The organism is Pedobacter sp. 22226 (assembly GCF_052045455.1).
Lineage (GTDB): Bacteria > Bacteroidota > Bacteroidia > Sphingobacteriales > Sphingobacteriaceae > Pedobacter > Pedobacter jeongneungensis.
On sequence record NZ_JBQEPB010000003.1, the window covers coordinates 467,231 to 482,318 of the forward strand.

The 15,088-nt window shown below is 37.9% G+C and carries 17 protein-coding genes; 7 read left to right on the forward strand and 10 right to left on the reverse strand.

The window, feature by feature from the left end:
* Positions 1 to 35: 35 nt before the first annotated feature.
* The 9 genes from ACTJKC_RS08910 to ACTJKC_RS08950 form a co-directional block, all read right to left on the reverse strand.
* Positions 36 to 647 (reverse strand): hypothetical protein, encoded by a 612-nt coding sequence (locus ACTJKC_RS08910; RefSeq protein ID WP_440791203.1) that lies wholly within the window; start codon positions 645 to 647, stop codon positions 36 to 38.
* A gap of 41 nt (positions 648 to 688) precedes the next feature.
* Positions 689 to 1,207 (reverse strand): hypothetical protein, encoded by a 519-nt coding sequence (locus ACTJKC_RS08915; RefSeq protein WP_440791205.1) that lies wholly within the window; start codon positions 1,205 to 1,207, stop codon positions 689 to 691.
* 31 nt (positions 1,208 to 1,238) lie between these two features.
* Positions 1,239 to 1,928: a YjjG family noncanonical pyrimidine nucleotidase gene (locus ACTJKC_RS08920; protein WP_440791207.1), complete on the reverse strand. Its 690-nt coding sequence runs from the start codon at positions 1,926 to 1,928 to the stop codon at positions 1,239 to 1,241.
* A 155-nt stretch (positions 1,929 to 2,083) separates the two neighbouring features.
* Positions 2,084 to 2,248 carry a hypothetical protein gene (locus ACTJKC_RS08925; protein WP_344851507.1) on the reverse strand — a complete coding sequence of 55 codons (165 nt, stop codon included), beginning with the start codon at positions 2,246 to 2,248 and terminating at the stop codon, positions 2,084 to 2,086.
* Between the two features lie 39 nt (positions 2,249 to 2,287).
* Entirely contained in the window at positions 2,288 to 2,755 is a 468-nt protein-coding gene (locus ACTJKC_RS08930) for a DUF6934 family protein (protein ID WP_440791210.1), read from the reverse strand.
* Between the two features lie 83 nt (positions 2,756 to 2,838).
* The gene (locus ACTJKC_RS08935) at positions 2,839 to 3,156 is read right to left on the reverse strand and encodes a low molecular weight protein tyrosine phosphatase family protein (RefSeq protein WP_440791212.1); all 318 of its coding nucleotides are present in this window, start codon (positions 3,154 to 3,156) and stop codon (positions 2,839 to 2,841) included.
* A gap of 48 nt (positions 3,157 to 3,204) precedes the next feature.
* Positions 3,205 to 3,849, reverse strand: coding sequence for a uracil phosphoribosyltransferase (upp, locus tag ACTJKC_RS08940; RefSeq protein WP_440791421.1), 645 nt, complete (start codon positions 3,847 to 3,849; stop codon positions 3,205 to 3,207).
* A 158-nt stretch (positions 3,850 to 4,007) separates the two neighbouring features.
* Complete coding sequence (locus ACTJKC_RS08945; RefSeq protein ID WP_440791214.1) at positions 4,008 to 5,276, reverse strand: DUF7033 domain-containing protein; 1,269 nt, start codon at positions 5,274 to 5,276, stop codon at positions 4,008 to 4,010.
* Between the two features lie 133 nt (positions 5,277 to 5,409).
* Complete coding sequence (locus ACTJKC_RS08950) at positions 5,410 to 5,916, reverse strand: DUF6702 family protein (protein WP_440791216.1); 507 nt, start codon at positions 5,914 to 5,916, stop codon at positions 5,410 to 5,412.
* Positions 5,917 to 6,109: 193 nt separating this feature from the next.
* Here ACTJKC_RS08950 and ACTJKC_RS08955 point away from each other — a divergent pair, with 193 nt between their 5' ends.
* From ACTJKC_RS08955 to uvrB, 3 genes are all read left to right on the forward strand, one after another.
* Positions 6,110 to 6,694, forward strand: coding sequence for a HupE/UreJ family protein (locus ACTJKC_RS08955; RefSeq protein WP_344851512.1), 585 nt, complete (start codon positions 6,110 to 6,112; stop codon positions 6,692 to 6,694).
* 11 nt (positions 6,695 to 6,705) lie between these two features.
* Positions 6,706 to 9,078, forward strand: a complete 2,373-nt coding sequence (locus ACTJKC_RS08960) for a M1 family metallopeptidase (RefSeq protein ID WP_440791218.1) — start codon at positions 6,706 to 6,708, stop codon at positions 9,076 to 9,078.
* A gap of 419 nt (positions 9,079 to 9,497) precedes the next feature.
* The gene (uvrB, locus tag ACTJKC_RS08965; protein WP_440791220.1) at positions 9,498 to 11,540 is read left to right on the forward strand and encodes an excinuclease ABC subunit UvrB; all 2,043 of its coding nucleotides are present in this window, start codon (positions 9,498 to 9,500) and stop codon (positions 11,538 to 11,540) included.
* Between the two features lies 1 nt (position 11,541).
* Here the strand turns inward: uvrB and ACTJKC_RS08970 are convergent, their stop codons facing one another.
* Positions 11,542 to 12,441, reverse strand: a complete 900-nt coding sequence (locus tag ACTJKC_RS08970; protein WP_440791222.1) for an RDD family protein — start codon at positions 12,439 to 12,441, stop codon at positions 11,542 to 11,544.
* A 151-nt stretch (positions 12,442 to 12,592) separates the two neighbouring features.
* Between ACTJKC_RS08970 and ACTJKC_RS08975 the strand changes: the two genes are divergently transcribed.
* The 4 genes from ACTJKC_RS08975 (at position 12,593) to ACTJKC_RS08990 (ending at position 15,029) form a co-directional block, all read left to right on the forward strand.
* Entirely contained in the window at positions 12,593 to 13,885 is a 1,293-nt protein-coding gene (locus tag ACTJKC_RS08975) for a DUF3472 domain-containing protein (protein ID WP_440791224.1), read from the forward strand.
* Positions 13,886 to 13,940: 55 nt separating this feature from the next.
* Positions 13,941 to 14,138, forward strand: coding sequence for a YwbE family protein (locus ACTJKC_RS08980; RefSeq protein ID WP_183767082.1), 198 nt, complete (start codon positions 13,941 to 13,943; stop codon positions 14,136 to 14,138).
* Positions 14,138 to 14,674 (forward strand): hypothetical protein, encoded by a 537-nt coding sequence (locus ACTJKC_RS08985; RefSeq protein ID WP_440791226.1) that lies wholly within the window; start codon positions 14,138 to 14,140, stop codon positions 14,672 to 14,674. The genes ACTJKC_RS08980 and ACTJKC_RS08985 overlap by 1 nt, the downstream gene beginning before the upstream one ends.
* A 103-nt stretch (positions 14,675 to 14,777) precedes the next feature.
* Positions 14,778 to 15,029 carry a DUF4834 family protein gene (locus ACTJKC_RS08990; RefSeq protein ID WP_440791228.1) on the forward strand — a complete coding sequence of 84 codons (252 nt, stop codon included), beginning with the start codon at positions 14,778 to 14,780 and terminating at the stop codon, positions 15,027 to 15,029.
* Positions 15,030 to 15,088 lie beyond the last annotated feature (59 nt).

The following is a 15,088-nucleotide window of genomic DNA, read 5'->3' on the forward strand; positions in this document are numbered from 1 at the left end:
CCTAAATTCAAAATATTTTTATTGCATAATGGCGGTTAGCCTTCACTTTTTGTTTCCGGCACTTTTGCTTCGGTATTTTTAGTTTCGGGTGCTGAAACCGGGTTTACAACCGGAGCAGGTTTGCTGTTTAACGGTGCACCAACGGCGAGGTCGCACCTGTGGTTTGGCTGACCATGTGGTGGATTCAGACCTTTACCCACTTTTACACCCGATACTTGTGTAACCGCAGGTTGCGAAGTTGTAGCTACCTGGGTCGGCTTACTATCTAAAGGCACACCAACCGCTAAATCACATCTATGGCCAGGCTCACCGTGTTTAGGATTTAGCTTCTTTCCGGAAGCATTTACAACAGGAGCAGCCGGGGAAGGTGCAGGCTGTGGCGTTACATTTTGCTGAGGCTGTGCTCTTGCCGTCGGGTTTAGAGGCGCACCAACGGCCAGGGCACAGGTATGGCCGGCTTCGCCATGCGGCGGATTAAAAATCAGGTTACTTTGGGTATTCTGCGCTGCAGGTTGAGTGGCATTGCTTTTTTGTAATCCCTGGAGCCCTGTTGGCGTTGGGATAACCGCCTGAGCAGTTTCTTTCTTTCCGCTGGTATTACAGGCACAAAGTACAGTAAGTGTTAACAGGTAAAAAGCGTATTTCATGAGCAAGAGGTTTAGGATTAACCAAATATGGCGAAATTAATTTAAGCCTGAAAGCTCTTTTCTATTCTTTCCAACTGTTTCAGGTGGTGTTTTAGATGAATTTCGATAAACCTAAGCCATTGTTTAGCATTTAAATAGCCTAAACGCGGATGTTTTGTTTTGCAATTGGCTTTTGCATTTACAATTAACGGGTAATTATCATCCAAAGCTTTTTCGAATTCTAAAATAAAATCAAGGGCTTCTGTTTTACTAATTTTTTTTACACGATCTGCCAACCGTTTTGGCACCTTATATTTTTTTGCCGGAGGTAACGAACCCAGTAATAAAATCAGCTTTACAATAAAATGTGTAGGTCTATTTTCGCCTTTACCATTTGCTGCGTGTACAAAGGCAATTATTGAAAGTAAACTCGAATCAAAAATATGCGAATATACCTCACTGTAACTCCAGCCCGAAATTGGTGGAGTGATTTGGAAAATATCTTCGGGATAATGTGATAATTTAGATTTATAGGCATCGACCACCTGATGTATCGATGCCTTTACTTTTGCGGCCGTCATTTAATAAAGATAAGCCGAAAAAGGGGTACAACTAAAAAAGTTTCAATAATTCTTCCAAATGAGTAATTTCCTGTTTTACATCTTCAGGTTTTTCTTTTTGTAAAGGATTGAAAAAGATGGCCTCCATACCAAAATTTAACGCACCATAAATATCGGCTTCCAAACTATCACCAATCATGATACTTTCTTCTTTCATGGCTTTTGCTTTATTCAATGCATATTCAAAAATGATTGGATTTGGTTTATTTACGCCTACATCTTCCGAAATAATCACGTTTTCGAAATAGGGATTAAGGTTAGAGAGATTCATTTTGGTTAAGGTAGTTTCCTTAAACCCGTTGGAAATGATATGCAGGGTATATTTTTGCTGCAAATAAGCCAGCACATTTTCAGCTCCTTCAAACAGGTTGGTTTTAGTTGGCGAAATATTTACATAATCATCCTCAAATTGATGCGGTACAGCATCGGGATGGATGCCCAGCTGAATAAATGTTTTGCTAAAACGCTCCGACCTTAAAAAATCTTTCGTGATTTTTCCTAAATGATAATCGGCCCATAACTGGTGGTTATTTTCTGTATAAGTACTGATGAAGTCGGCACAGGATTTAAGGCCAAGTTCCTCTAATTTATAGGTATGATAAAGCTCGTTTAATGTTTCTTCGGCATTGCGGTCAAAATCCCATATGGTATGGTCGAGGTCGAAGAAGATGTGTTTTTTCATTTGTGATGATTTTTCACAAAGGTAACCTAATGATCTTTGATTTATAAATTTTGAGGGAAGCTTTGAATGACTTTAATTTAAATTGTTATAAATCGATTGTTAGGATATCATTTCCATCTTAAACGAAAAATGCCTGAAGATCTCAGGCATTAAATTTATTTTTTCTTTACAACAGGTAGACCGAACTTCTCAAGTACTTCTATTGCTTTCTCTGCTTTTTTCACAAAATACAGATCATTTTCATAATCTTTAACATGTTTGCTAACTACAGCATTACCTTGATCAGTATGTTGGGCACTTTTTTTAATTGTAGTAGGCATATCTCTCTCCTTTCTGTATGGCTAATCAAATATACTTGTTTATTTTTTCTTTATCAAGAAAGCTTTGTACTCCTCTGTACCTGTAAATTCTACCCATCCTGCTTTCTCTAATCCATACACTTCAAATTCTGTGCTAATTATTTGCAGCATCTGCGATATTTTCCGTTGATACAATTTTGTTCTGATGGGCGTGCTTCCGTGAGCAAAAATAAATTGGTTAGGATAATGCGCTATAAAATCGTAAATAGTGTTAGCAACGGTAGAAAGAACTTTTTCCATATCTCCGTTATTGCTATTTACAACATCATTAATACGACCATCACTGGTAAGGTCACCAAAACCAAGGTTATATACTGTTCCAACGCCTGGGATAGTTAATTTTGAGTACTGAACAATTTTTTCAATTGCCCCGTTTTTTCCCTTGCTGGTAAATTGATAGGTTAAGAAGTTGTTTTTAGCAAAATATTCATATTGATCCAGGAACATAGCATCATTTAGTCTCTTCAAAAATAACAAATTTCAGCCCAAAATTTAGCAGCTTTTTCCAATTAGTTAACTCAAAAAACTATAATCTATATTATTTAGCAATTTCACAAATACCCATCCACTTTCGCTCTAATTTCACAGATAAGCTCTTCATCCATATACTGGTAATCGTCAGGAATATCTAACGTAACGATTTCTTTTTCATAAACTTCTGCCGGAAAACGTTCGGTAATTCTTTGTTTATGTTTTTTTTCCATTACGAAGATGAGATCGGCCCAGATAATCAGTTTAGCATTGATTTTAATCCTTGCCGAAGGCTCCGTACCCGCTGAACGTACCTGATGAAGGGGATGGTTTTTATAAATAGTTTCTGCAGTGGCACTGCGCCATTTATTTCTACTGCACACAAAGAGGATATTCATTTATATTGAGCGTTAAAAGACTCCGTACTAAAGACTTCAGACTAAGGACTAAACCTTCTCTCCATAAGCTAAATCGCCGGCATCTCCTAATCCTGGAACAATGTACGATTTGCTGGTCATTTCTTCATCAACAGCTCCAACCCAAATTTTCGCCTTAGGCAAATTGGCACGTACATGGGCAATGCCTTCGGTACTGGCTATTGCTGCAACGATATGAAGTTCTTCAATTTTGTAACGGTTAATCAGTTCTTTACAGCACATTACCATACTTTGTCCGGTTGCCAGCATTGGGTCGGCCATGATCAGCACTTTACCATCTAAATCAGGTGTAGAAATATAATCCATCTGGATTACGAAGTCGCCACTTTTTTCTACTTTCCTGTAAGCCGAAATAAAACAGCATTCGGCCCTGTCGAAAATGTTGAGTAAACCTTGTTGCAAGGGTAGTCCGGCCCGCAGAATAGTGGCCAAAACGGGTTGTTGTGCTAAAATTTCGCAAGGTGATACACCTAAAGGAGTGGTGATATCTTTAGTGGCATATTTTAACGATTTACTGATTTCGTAAGCGAAAAACTCACCAAGCCTCTCCAGGTTTTTGCGGAAACGCATCGAATCTTTCTGGATATTCTCATCCCGAAGTTCGGCAATAAAGGTATTGGCAATCGATTTTATTTTGCTGATATCAAAAATCATCATTCTCGTTTTATAGGGCTATTTTTTAGCCACGGATATTCACAGATAGCCACAGATTTTATATCTATGTGTATGCTTTATGTCCGTGGTTAGTTTTACTAAATCCACTCCGGTTTAATGGTTAAATTTAGCGATTTCATGCGAATAATTTAAAAAAATCAATTTCCTGCGTAATTGAGCATTTCGATAAACAATAACTTCAATTTTTTATATTTAGGATGATCTGATAAACTCCTTAAACTCCAGCTGCTATAAAAGGTACCATCTACAACCTTAACTGCATCGATATATTGATGTAAGGTTTTTGTTGCCGATTCGTTTGTTAAATATTGCAGGATATAATCGGTTAAACAATACGAATTTACCACTAAAGGTGTTACTTTTTCGAGCTGAAGATCGTACCAGTTAAAAGGTGTACAGGTTCCGGCCCTAAAGCCCGGCACATTGCTGTAGCCCATAGAATAATCTGCCGTAATACCCGAATTGAGGATGTTTAAATAACAGATTGGAAATTTTAGTACGTCTAATTGCTGACTGGTAAAAGGAATAACTACCGGATGGATTTTCCTGAGTTTAATCAGACCTTCTTTAATTTCGGTCATTTTTTGCTTGTCGCTGGCGCAAGGCCTGAGTAAACCAACAGATTGATTGTTAAGATGTTGATTGATACCATTGATTTTAATATAATCCATAGGTACTTCAGGAAAATCGACAAAATAAAGTGGTGTATTTTTTTTAGCTGCAAAAATTTTATTTACCTCTTCCAGTACCTGTTCATTGTTGATGCCTACTCCGGTAAGCCTATCGAATTTGGAGCTCAGGTAATTATTTTCTTTTTTGAAAAGTGCACTAAAAACAAATTTAGTTCGGTTTAAAAAACCTTCGGGCAAGCCAGGCAAAATGTTGAAGTTAATGGTAGGCTGGTGCTGAAACTTCTTTTCGTGAAACTTAAAAGCCGGATGTTTCTTTTTGATGATGCTTTTAATCATCAGGGCCCATTCATCAATTACCGGCTTATCTAAAACCTTCCATTTATGCTGGTAACTTTTTGAGGGTTTAAATTCTTCTTCGGTATTTTTCTGGTGCAGGTATTCCTCGTAACGGCTTACCATTAAAAAAGACGCTGCAAAAACATCGAATGGTAAAGCCGATTGCTCAACCGGAAAAGGAACCAGATACCCGCCAAACGTAATGGTTTTTGGTTTAAATTCTTCCAGTTTATTGGAAAAGAGTAAGGCTGTGCTTTTAAAAAAAAGCTCATCACCCAGCGGTTGGTCACCATAGCTTATTTTAACCTGTTCGCTCTGTAAAAAATACTGGCTGTTGCCTGTAAATTCTATTTCAGCTTTAAGGATATCTTTAAAAATAAAATTGAAGATATATTTTATGCGGGGCGTTAATATATTGGAGAAGATGATTAGATGCATAACTTATTTTAACAACACAGGATTTAAAAAAAGATGACAAGAAATATTCCTCAGCTAATATTAACACATAATATTGCCAATTAAATTTAACGGTAATTTAACATTGAACCATTATCTAATACAAAAATTACAATTAAAAGTTTGCAGCGAACTTCTTCTCGGGGTAAAGTATTTTGGTGCTTTTGCGGGTGTTACTCTTCACTATGTGTACGATACTCATCTGATCATCAAACATATCGTATAAAATGGTATCGTTAACTTCTACAGATTTAACAGCAGTTATTTTTTCAACCTCAAGGTAGATATTCGTCGCTTCATGATCAATCTCAAAGCCTATATAGTTCATGGCAACAGTTTTTCCATTGGCTTTCAACTGTAAATGGCTAAGCAGGTATTTTTTTACCAGTCCATCCATTGCGGCTTTCAGGTTCGTATTGCTTAAATCAGTTTTCTGCTTGTATAATTTAGCTAAAATGGCTTCAAAATCATCTGAAAAAATCCGACAGCTTATTTCTAAAGTCTTATCCCTGGCATTAAAATTTATTTCGGTGGTGCTTACATGCAAAGGGTGTTTCATCCCGGCACTGGCAGAGAAGAAGATACAGCACAATAGCAAAAGGAGATATTTTAATTTATGCATCAATATTCAGGTATTACGGTAAGCAAAGTTAAGATTTAAAGCTTAAACCAAACAATCGCCATAAATCACTTAAAAATCAGTAACAAATTTGGTATTTATGGTTTTGTTTGAAGGATATTTGGACTTTTTGCAATTAAAAACATAATTTTAGCTTTATAAACTATTTTAACTCCAATAGTTAGCTTATTATTTCATGCCGTTACAAGATTTTATCTTTTATTTTAAATTAGGATGGGAGCATATTATAAGCGCCGATGCTTTAGATCATCAACTTTTTATTTTAGCATTGGTAGCCATTTATAGTTACCACAACCTAAAACAGGTGCTGATATTAGTTACGGCTTTTACCATTGGCCATTCGCTTACCTTGCTGCTGAGTGTTTTAGATATCATCAGGTTTGAAAGTAAATGGGTAGAATTTTTAATTCCCTGCACCATTGTAATTACCGCGATAAGTAACCTGTTCAGAAAAAATTTCTCGATGAAATCTGTAAAGATCAATTACTTTCTGGCATTGGGTTTTGGACTGATCCACGGCATGGGCTTCGCTAATTCGATCAGGATTATGCTGGCAAAAGACCAGAACATTGGCTGGGGATTATTTGGTTTTAACGTAGGGCTTGAGGCAGGGCAGATATTTATGGTGATTATTATTTTATTGATTACCTTTTTAATTTTTAACTATACCCGCATTAAACGCCTCAGCTGGGTGTTATTTGTATCGGCAGCCGTATTTAGCCTGGCTTTAAAAATGGCTTTGGAAAGAATTCCCTTTTAATAAAACATAACATGAATAAACTGTTTACTTTAACCGGTCTTTTACTCTTTTCGGGTAGTTTGGCCATGGCCCAAAACATTCAGAACAACCCTGGCAGCAACCACGGGAACAAGTTTGAGCAGCTGGGCACTATTTTACCTACACCGAACGAACAACGTACGGCCAGTGGAGCACCCGGTGTTAAATATTGGCAGCAACGTGCCGATTATAATATTAAGTGTGAGCTGGATGAAAAAAACCTTTTACTTACGGGATCTGAAACGGTAACTTATACCAACAATTCTCCTGATCCATTAACGTATATCTGGTTACAGCTTGATGAAAATGAGCACAGTACCGATAAAAATGCAAACTATCAGGATGCAACTAAAATGCCCCCTATCGGCACAACCAAAACTTTAGATCAGTTAAGTGCAACCGCAAATAATGGCGATGGAATCAACATTACGAAATTGACGGATGCCATGGGCAAAAACCTTAAATATACGGTAAACAAAACCATGATGAGGATTGATTTGCCTGTAGCTTTAAGAACCGGTCAGAAATTTGTTTTCAATATAGACTGGAACTATAAAATTACCGACAGGATGAGTGTTGGTGGTCGTGGCGGTTACGAGTTTTTTCCGGCAGATGGCAATTACCTGTTTACCATGACGCAGTGGTACCCACGTTTGTGTGTATATAGCGATTTTCAGGGCTGGCAGAACCACCAGTTTACAGGAAGAGGCGAATTTGCCTTAACTTTTGGCGATTTTAAAGTGCAAATGACGGTACCTGCCGATCACCTGATTGGGGCAACAGGAGAGTGTATCAACTATAGCGCGGTGTTAAACCCAGCACAGTTAAGCAGGTACAACTCGGCAAAAACCGCAGCTGCTCCGGTAGAAATACAGACTTTAGCCGAAGCAAAAACTGCTGAAACCAAAAAATCTACCGCTAAAAAAACCTGGGTTTTCAACGCTAATAATGTGCGTGATTTTGCCTGGACTTCTTCACGTAAATTCATCTGGGATGCCATGCCGCAAAAAATCCAGGCCAACAACAATACCGTTATGTGTATGAGTTTTTATGGTAAAGAAGCCTATAACCTGTACAGCAAGTTTTCTACCCGTGCCGTAGCACATACCATTAAAACCTATTCAGATTTTACCATTCCTTATCCTTATCCGGTTGCGCAGAGTATCGAGGCCGCTAATGGAATGGAATACCCGATGATTTGTTTCAACTATGGCCGTACAGATGCCGATGGAACTTACAGCGAAAGCACTAAAAATGGGATGCTTGGCGTAATTATTCATGAAGTAGGGCACAACTTTTTCCCAATGATTGTAAACAGTGATGAACGCCAGTGGACCTGGATGGACGAAGGTTTAAACTCTTTTGTTGAGTATTTAACCGAGGAACTTTGGGACAATAAATTTCCAAGCAAAAAAGGACCTGCTTACACCATTGTTGATTACATGAAATTGCCAAAAGATGAGCTGGAGCCAATTATGACCAACTCTGAAAATATTGCACGTTTCGGTCCAAATGCTTATTCAAAACCGGCAACAGGCTTAAATATCCTTCGCGAAACCATTATGGGCAGAGAATTATTTGATTATGCCTTTAAAGAATATGCCAGAAGATGGGCTTTTAAACACCCTGAACCTGCAGATCTTTTCCGTACCATGGAAGATGCCAGTGGCGAAGATTTAGACTGGTTTTGGAGAGGCTGGTTTTATGGAACAGATCCATGTGATATTTCGTTGGACAGTGTGAAATTTGCCAAAGCCGATTTCCCTAAAGAAGTTCCGGCGGCCAGATCAAGAATGGTGAAAATTGATAAACCTGCTGTAAACGCTTTTGAAGATATTTCGAAAATCAGAAACCGTGAGGATAAAAAAATTGGTTTCTACGTAGATAAAAATACTGCTGCACAGGATTTCTATTATAAATATGATAGAGGCCTTGTTACCGTTGATACTACGGTAGCAACTAAAATGGATGCTTCGGCACCTTTAGAGGTTGTTGCTGATGCCGATCAGAGTAAATATGCCAACCAGTTTTTATATGAATTAAGCTTTAGCAATAAAGGTGGCCTGGTGATGCCTATTATTGTGGAATTTACCTATAAAGATGGCACCAAAGAAATCGACCGTATTCCGGCGCAGATCTGGAGACATAACGAACTGAAAACTTCTAAATTTTATGTAAAAAATAAAGAAGTAGCTTCAATTTTAGTAGATCCATTGCGCGAAACTGCTGATATTGATACCTCAAACAATACCTGGGGCGGTAAAGCAAAAGAAAGCAAATTTAAAGTTTACAAAATGAAAGCCGGCGGAGCCGTAAGAGGCCAGTCGGTTGGTAAAAACCCAATGCAGGCAGCTGCAGGGAAATAAATAACCCTATCGTCATTTCTACCGTAGTGAAGAAATCTACCTCGAGTTAGATCTCTCTCCCGAATATTCGGGACTGCGCTTCAGTCGAGACGACAAAATGTTCTAAAAATCCCCGTTGAAGAAAAATTCAGCGGGGATTTTTATTTTCAACCTAGTAAATCGAAAGTTAAACTTTCGATTTACTAGGTTGATACTCATTTAAGTGCTTTAAAAGCACTTTTCGTTTTTATCGTAAATTCATCGCTATGTGTTAAAGCCCATTATAAATCCGATTAATTAACAACTTTCCTGACTTTCGCCTGTTTTACTCTTTGCGGCTTAAACCGTATATTTCCTCCCAGCCGTTTATGTTTTTATAAGCGGAGGAGAGAACATTAAAATTGATTTAGAGATCAATTTTAACTAAGTTTGATATACTCATGAAATTTAAAATCACCTCAGAATATAAACCTACCGGAGATCAGCCAAATGCCATTAAACAGCTGGTGGATGGTGTAAATGCTAACGAACATTACCAAACCTTATTGGGCGTAACGGGATCGGGAAAAACCTTTACGGTAGCCAATGTAATTGAGCAGACGCAAAAGCCAACCCTGATTTTAAGTCACAATAAAACTTTGGCCGCACAGCTTTACGGCGAGTTTAAAAATTTCTTTCCCGAAAATTCGGTGAACTATTTTGTATCCTACTACGATTATTACCAGCCAGAAGCTTTTATCGCTTCCAGTAATACCTATATTGAGAAAGATTTAAGCATTAACGAGGAAATTGAAAAACTGCGTTTGCGTACCACCTCTTCATTGATGAGTGGCAGACGTGACATTATCGTGGTTTCATCCATTTCCTGCATTTATGGTATGGGAAATCCTGAAGATTTTTCGCGCATGGTTTTCCGCTTTGGCGTAGGCCTGCGGATTTCCAGAAATGCTTTTTTGCATAGCCTGGTAGAGATTTTATATTCGCGTACCACAACAGATTTTAAACGCGGAACTTTTAGGGTTAAAGGTGATACGGTTGATATTTTTCCGGCTTATCTGGATCATGCCTATCGCATTTCATTTTTCGGAGATGATATTGAAGAACTTTCTGCCATCGATCCGGTTTCGGGTAAAACCCTGGAAAAACTCGAAGATATGGCCATTTATCCGGCAAACCTTTTTGTTACCCCTAAAGACCGTTTCAACCAATCCATTTGGGGGATTCAGGAAGAGCTGGAAATCCGTAAGAATCAATTAATTGCCGACAGGCATTTATTAGAGGCCAAAAGATTAGAAGAACGGACCAATTTTGATATCGAAATGATGAAAGAATTAGGGTATTGCTCAGGTATCGAAAATTATTCGCGTTTTTTTGATGGAAGGCAACCGGGGATGCGTCCTTTCTGTTTACTGGATTATTTTCCTGAAGATTATTTAATGGTGATTGACGAAAGTCACGTTACCGTTCCGCAGATCAGGGCCATGTACGGTGGAGACAGGTCGAGAAAATTGTCGCTGGTAGAATACGGTTTCCGTTTACCCGCCGCGCTTGATAACCGGCCATTAAACTTTAACGAGTTTGAGGCACTTGCTCCACAAACCATTTATGTAAGTGCAACACCAGCCGAATACGAACTCGAAAAATCAGAAGGTGTAGTGGTAGAACAGGTAATCAGACCAACCGGTTTGTTGGATCCTGTGATCGAAATCAGACCGGCTATTAACCAGGTAGATGATCTTTTGGATGAAATAGACATCACGATAAAAGATGGTGGACGTATCCTGGTAACCACTTTAACTAAGCGAATGGCCGAAGAGCTGACCAAATACCTCGACCGGTTAAATATCAAAACCAGGTATATCCACTCCGAGATTAAAACCCTGGAGCGGGTAGAAATCCTCCGTGGTTTGCGTTTAGGAGAATTTGATGTTTTGGTTGGGATTAACCTTTTACGAGAGGGTTTGGATTTACCCGAAGTAACGCTGGTTGCTATTTTAGATGCCGATAAAGAAGGTTTTTTACGATCTGAAAAGTCATTGATACAAACTATTGGCCGTGCCGCCCGTAATGATAGGGGCCGCGTAATTATGTACGCGGATGGCATTACCGAAAGTATGGAAAAAACCATTTCCGAAACCAATAGACGTAGAGATATACAGATTGCCTATAACCTGGAGAACGGAATTACACCAAAAACTGTTGGAAAATCGAGAGAGGCTATTTTAGAACAGACATCGGTGCTGGATTTCTCACAAAAAGCGAGCGACAACAAAGCAAGGGCTTATGTAGAAAATGCCGAAATTAGCATTGCAGCCGATCCGATTGTACAATATATGGGTAAGGGCGAATTGCAAAGAGCGATTGACAATACCCGGAAAGATATGCAGAAAGCAGCAAAAGATATGGACTTTTTACAGGCAGCAAAACTCCGCGACGAAATGTTTGCCTTAGAGAAAATGTTTAACGAAAAGTTTTCAAAATAATTTAATCGTTTTCGTTTTTTAAAAACTTCTCGGATTTTACGATATAGGTTTGGGTTAAACTATCATGCCAGCCTCTGTAAAGAAAAATAAATGAAAATGCTTCAAAAGGTATCAGCCGGGCAAATGTTCGGCCGATTCTTTGTCCTAAATTTGGTCTTCCCGCATTATTGTCTACAATTAAATTACCTAAAATTGTTTTTCCAATGGAGGTGTTAAATACGCCCTCTGTAACCAAATAATAAAGGGTAATGAAAAAATAAGCAAGGATATAATGAGATCGATCTAGTTCTAAAAGCCGACCAACAGTTGATGCTAAAAAATTAGAATGTTCAAGAATGCTAACCAAGAATCGTCCAATATAATCAAATGATGGGTAAATGGTTACGGAGATGATTATGAGATCGAAGATCCTGTGAAAAAATCTTTGCCATTTATTTACCTCATCAAATGTCATGCTTCCATCGCCAAATGGAATTAGTTGAGGTGTGATGGTTGAAACCAGATAACGGAGTGAGAAGACATTGAAAGCAGCAATTAAAAAACTCAGCACATATCTGGCAATAAAAAGAGCATCATATAATTGCGGTCGGTCAGGGTCGATAATAAAAAAACTATTTGTAGTCCATATTGGAAAAAAAATAACGAATGAAAAAATGCCTTGGAGCAAGCTAATCCTCAACAAGGTCGATTTTCTGAATTTACTGATGATGAATTGAAATAGTGCAATTAAATTAAATATATATATTGCTGGAGTAAAATAAAAGGTAAAAGAAAACGATATACTTGCAAAATCATTGTCTTTTATAGCGCGATAATAATCCAACATGCTCAAGCCATAAAGACATAATCCATATATGAGTATGATGGAGAGAACAAGAGCGATAATTTTATTTTTTTTCATTTGAGTAACGTTTAGACGAACCCTAAGATAAGTTTTAATTTTATTTGCCCCTAACAAAATATTCATTAGGTAACGATTTAGTTTTAAAAAGTGGTTTTTAGATAAATTTGGATTACTATTGCGGCTCAATAAGTTATCTAAAAATCATTCAATGAAATCTTTTAAACTCGTAGCGCTGATCGTACTCGGCCTTATCGGTCTGAAAAGTCAGGCCCAAAATTCTGCGGCAATATCCCTGCCGCTTGCAGGCAACGCCTACAGCTCCCTGCATCAGGATTCGGAAAGAACCTTGTCTAATAAAGGTATTGTAAACTGGACCAATCCAAAAGAGTATTTTACCGCTTATTTCAGGGTTTCCAAACCAGGAACAGTTGTGATTTCGCTGGTCGACAATCCTCTTGTAGAAGGGCAATCCACATTAGAATTTACCATTAATAATCAACCCAAAAAAGTAAGTTTCGATGAAAACAAAGTTTTCGATGGTAAAATTGGCGAATGGACGGTTAAAGATACCGGTTATGTGTCTGTCAGTATTAAAGGGATCAGCAAAAGCGGTGCAAAATTCCCTTCCATTCAAACTTTAACCATTGGTGGAACAGCTACCGAAGGAAAAACAGCCTATGTTAAAAATAATGAAGGTAATTTCTTCCATTGGGGAAGGCGTGGTCCGTCCGTACATTTAAATTATCAACAGCCCGAAAATTTTAATGCAGAATGGTATTATAATGAAGTAACCGTTCCAAAGGGCGAAGATATTTTGGGTTCCTATTTTATGTCCTGTGGCTTTGGAGAGGGTTATTTTGGCATGCAGGTAAACAGCCCGACAGAAAGGCACATCCTGTTTTCGGTATGGAGTCCGTTTAATACTGATGATCCTAAAAGCATCCCTGAATCGCACAAAATTAAAATGTTAAAGAAGGGTGAAGGCGTACATACCGGAGAATTTGGCAATGAAGGATCTGGGGGACAGAGTTATTTAAATTATCTGTGGAAAGCAGGAAATACCTATAAGTTTTTGCTTCATGGCGTTCCCGGAAAAGATAGCGTTACCACCTACACCGCCTATTTCTTTGCGCCTGAAATTAATAAGTGGCAATTGATTGCCAGTTTCACCAGACCACAAACCAAAACCTACCTTAAACGTTTCCATTCCTTTTTAGAAAATTTCTCTCCGGTACAAGGCGATTTATCGAGAAAAGTATTGTTCGATAATCAATGGATCTGTGATGATAAAGGCATCTGGAGTGAGTTAAAATCAGCACGTTTTACCACCGATAATACCGGAACAAAAGGATACCGGATGGATTATCAGGGAGGAACTGAAAAAGGAGCATTCTATTTAAAAAACGGTGGTTTCTTTAATGATTATACCACACCAGGAAAAATCTTCACCAGAAGCTCTGCAGGTAAGAAACCAGAAATAGATTTTAGCAAATTACCTTAACATTCAAATTAATTATGGAATTTTGAGGCTTTTATCATCAACTTATTAAAGCACAATGGACGGGCAAAACAGAAAAGACATTTATCCGGGATTAGAAGTCGGAATTATTTTGAAGAAAGATCAACGGTCAGGAAATATTACTTATGGAGTAGTTAAAGACCTGCTTACTTCTTCAGCATTTCATTCGAGAGGGATAAAGGTGCGGCTCGAAGATGGCCAGGTTGGCCGCGTAGCTGAAATAGTTGGAGACTAATGAAACAAACTTACTTTATCCTTTTATTTTTTCTGTTTACTGGCAGCGCATCTGCTCAGATAACCGATGCGCTTAACAGAAATCTTGAAGAGTATAAAGCCATTCCCGATCAAAAAATCAGGATCTGTGCACCTTCAAGGGCAGGTATAATTACAAATCAACCACTTTATGTTGTAAATAAAGTCGCCATTAAAAACACCGGTGCATTTGAATATTTAAGCCCCCTGGATATAGTATCGATAAAAGTACTCAAATCTGAAGAAGAAGTTAAAGCATACGGCCCAAACGCAAAGAACGGTGTAATTGAAATTACACTAAATAATAATATTGAATTATTAAGTTTAGCCGAACTTTTTAAAAACTATAAGATCAAAAAGAAATATCGGAACCTGCCTGTTTTTATTGGAGAGAAAAAAGTAACCGACACCCATGATTTTTATCTTGCAAACAACATTGTTATGGCTATAGAAGTTATAAAAACGAATAATACGCTTGAAAAAGACCGCTTTATAAAAATTTGGTTAAAACCATTATAGGCTTATTTGCGTATTATATTGTAATCAAATTGCAATTAAAGGCTCAAAAAGTAACAAAATAAATTTTATGACGTCTATATTTGTAATAACAGTAATTTAAAGAATGGTATTAATAAAATTCATTTTCATCACGATATTGGTGCTTTGGCTGATCAGAATGTTGATCAGGCTGATTTTGCCAATGCTGTTTAATAACCTGGCCAGCAAAATGCAAAGTCAGGCAAGCGGGCAGCAACAACAACAAAGACGATCTAAACCTGAAGGTTCTATTTCTATAGATTATATGCCTCCAAAACCCGATCAAAGTAAAACAGATAAACTCGGCGATTTCGTAGATTACGAAGAAATAAAATAAAAAAGACCCTGAACTTGTTTCAGGGTTTTTGTTTAAAATCAAATCTTTTTTCTCCTGCA

Bases quoted from the DNA above. Each gene is read 5' to 3' on its own strand.
- ACTJKC_RS08910 (WP_440791203.1), bottom strand. From the start codon at position 647: ATGAAATACGCTTTTTACCTGTTAACACTTACTGTACTTTGTGCCTGT.
- ACTJKC_RS08915 (WP_440791205.1), bottom strand. From the start codon at position 1,207: ATGACGGCCGCAAAAGTAAAGGCATCGATACATCAGGTGGTCGATGCC.
- ACTJKC_RS08920 (WP_440791207.1), bottom strand. From the start codon at position 1,928: ATGAAAAAACACATCTTCTTCGACCTCGACCATACCATATGGGATTTT.
- ACTJKC_RS08925 (WP_344851507.1), bottom strand. From the start codon at position 2,248: ATGCCTACTACAATTAAAAAAAGTGCCCAACATACTGATCAAGGTAAT.
- ACTJKC_RS08935 (WP_440791212.1), bottom strand. From the start codon at position 3,156: ATGAATATCCTCTTTGTGTGCAGTAGAAATAAATGGCGCAGTGCCACT.
- upp (WP_440791421.1), bottom strand. From the start codon at position 3,849: ATGATTTTTGATATCAGCAAAATAAAATCGATTGCCAATACCTTTATT.
- ACTJKC_RS08945 (WP_440791214.1), bottom strand. From the start codon at position 5,276: ATGCATCTAATCATCTTCTCCAATATATTAACGCCCCGCATAAAATAT.
- ACTJKC_RS08950 (WP_440791216.1), bottom strand. From the start codon at position 5,916: ATGCATAAATTAAAATATCTCCTTTTGCTATTGTGCTGTATCTTCTTC.
- ACTJKC_RS08955 (WP_344851512.1), top strand. From the start codon at position 6,110: ATGCCGTTACAAGATTTTATCTTTTATTTTAAATTAGGATGGGAGCAT.
- ACTJKC_RS08960 (WP_440791218.1), top strand. From the start codon at position 6,706: ATGAATAAACTGTTTACTTTAACCGGTCTTTTACTCTTTTCGGGTAGT.
- uvrB (WP_440791220.1), top strand. From the start codon at position 9,498: ATGAAATTTAAAATCACCTCAGAATATAAACCTACCGGAGATCAGCCA.
- ACTJKC_RS08970 (WP_440791222.1), bottom strand. From the start codon at position 12,441: ATGAAAAAAAATAAAATTATCGCTCTTGTTCTCTCCATCATACTCATA.
- ACTJKC_RS08975 (WP_440791224.1), top strand. From the start codon at position 12,593: ATGAAATCTTTTAAACTCGTAGCGCTGATCGTACTCGGCCTTATCGGT.
- ACTJKC_RS08980 (WP_183767082.1), top strand. From the start codon at position 13,941: ATGGACGGGCAAAACAGAAAAGACATTTATCCGGGATTAGAAGTCGGA.
- ACTJKC_RS08985 (WP_440791226.1), top strand. From the start codon at position 14,138: ATGAAACAAACTTACTTTATCCTTTTATTTTTTCTGTTTACTGGCAGC.
- ACTJKC_RS08990 (WP_440791228.1), top strand. From the start codon at position 14,778: ATGGTATTAATAAAATTCATTTTCATCACGATATTGGTGCTTTGGCTG.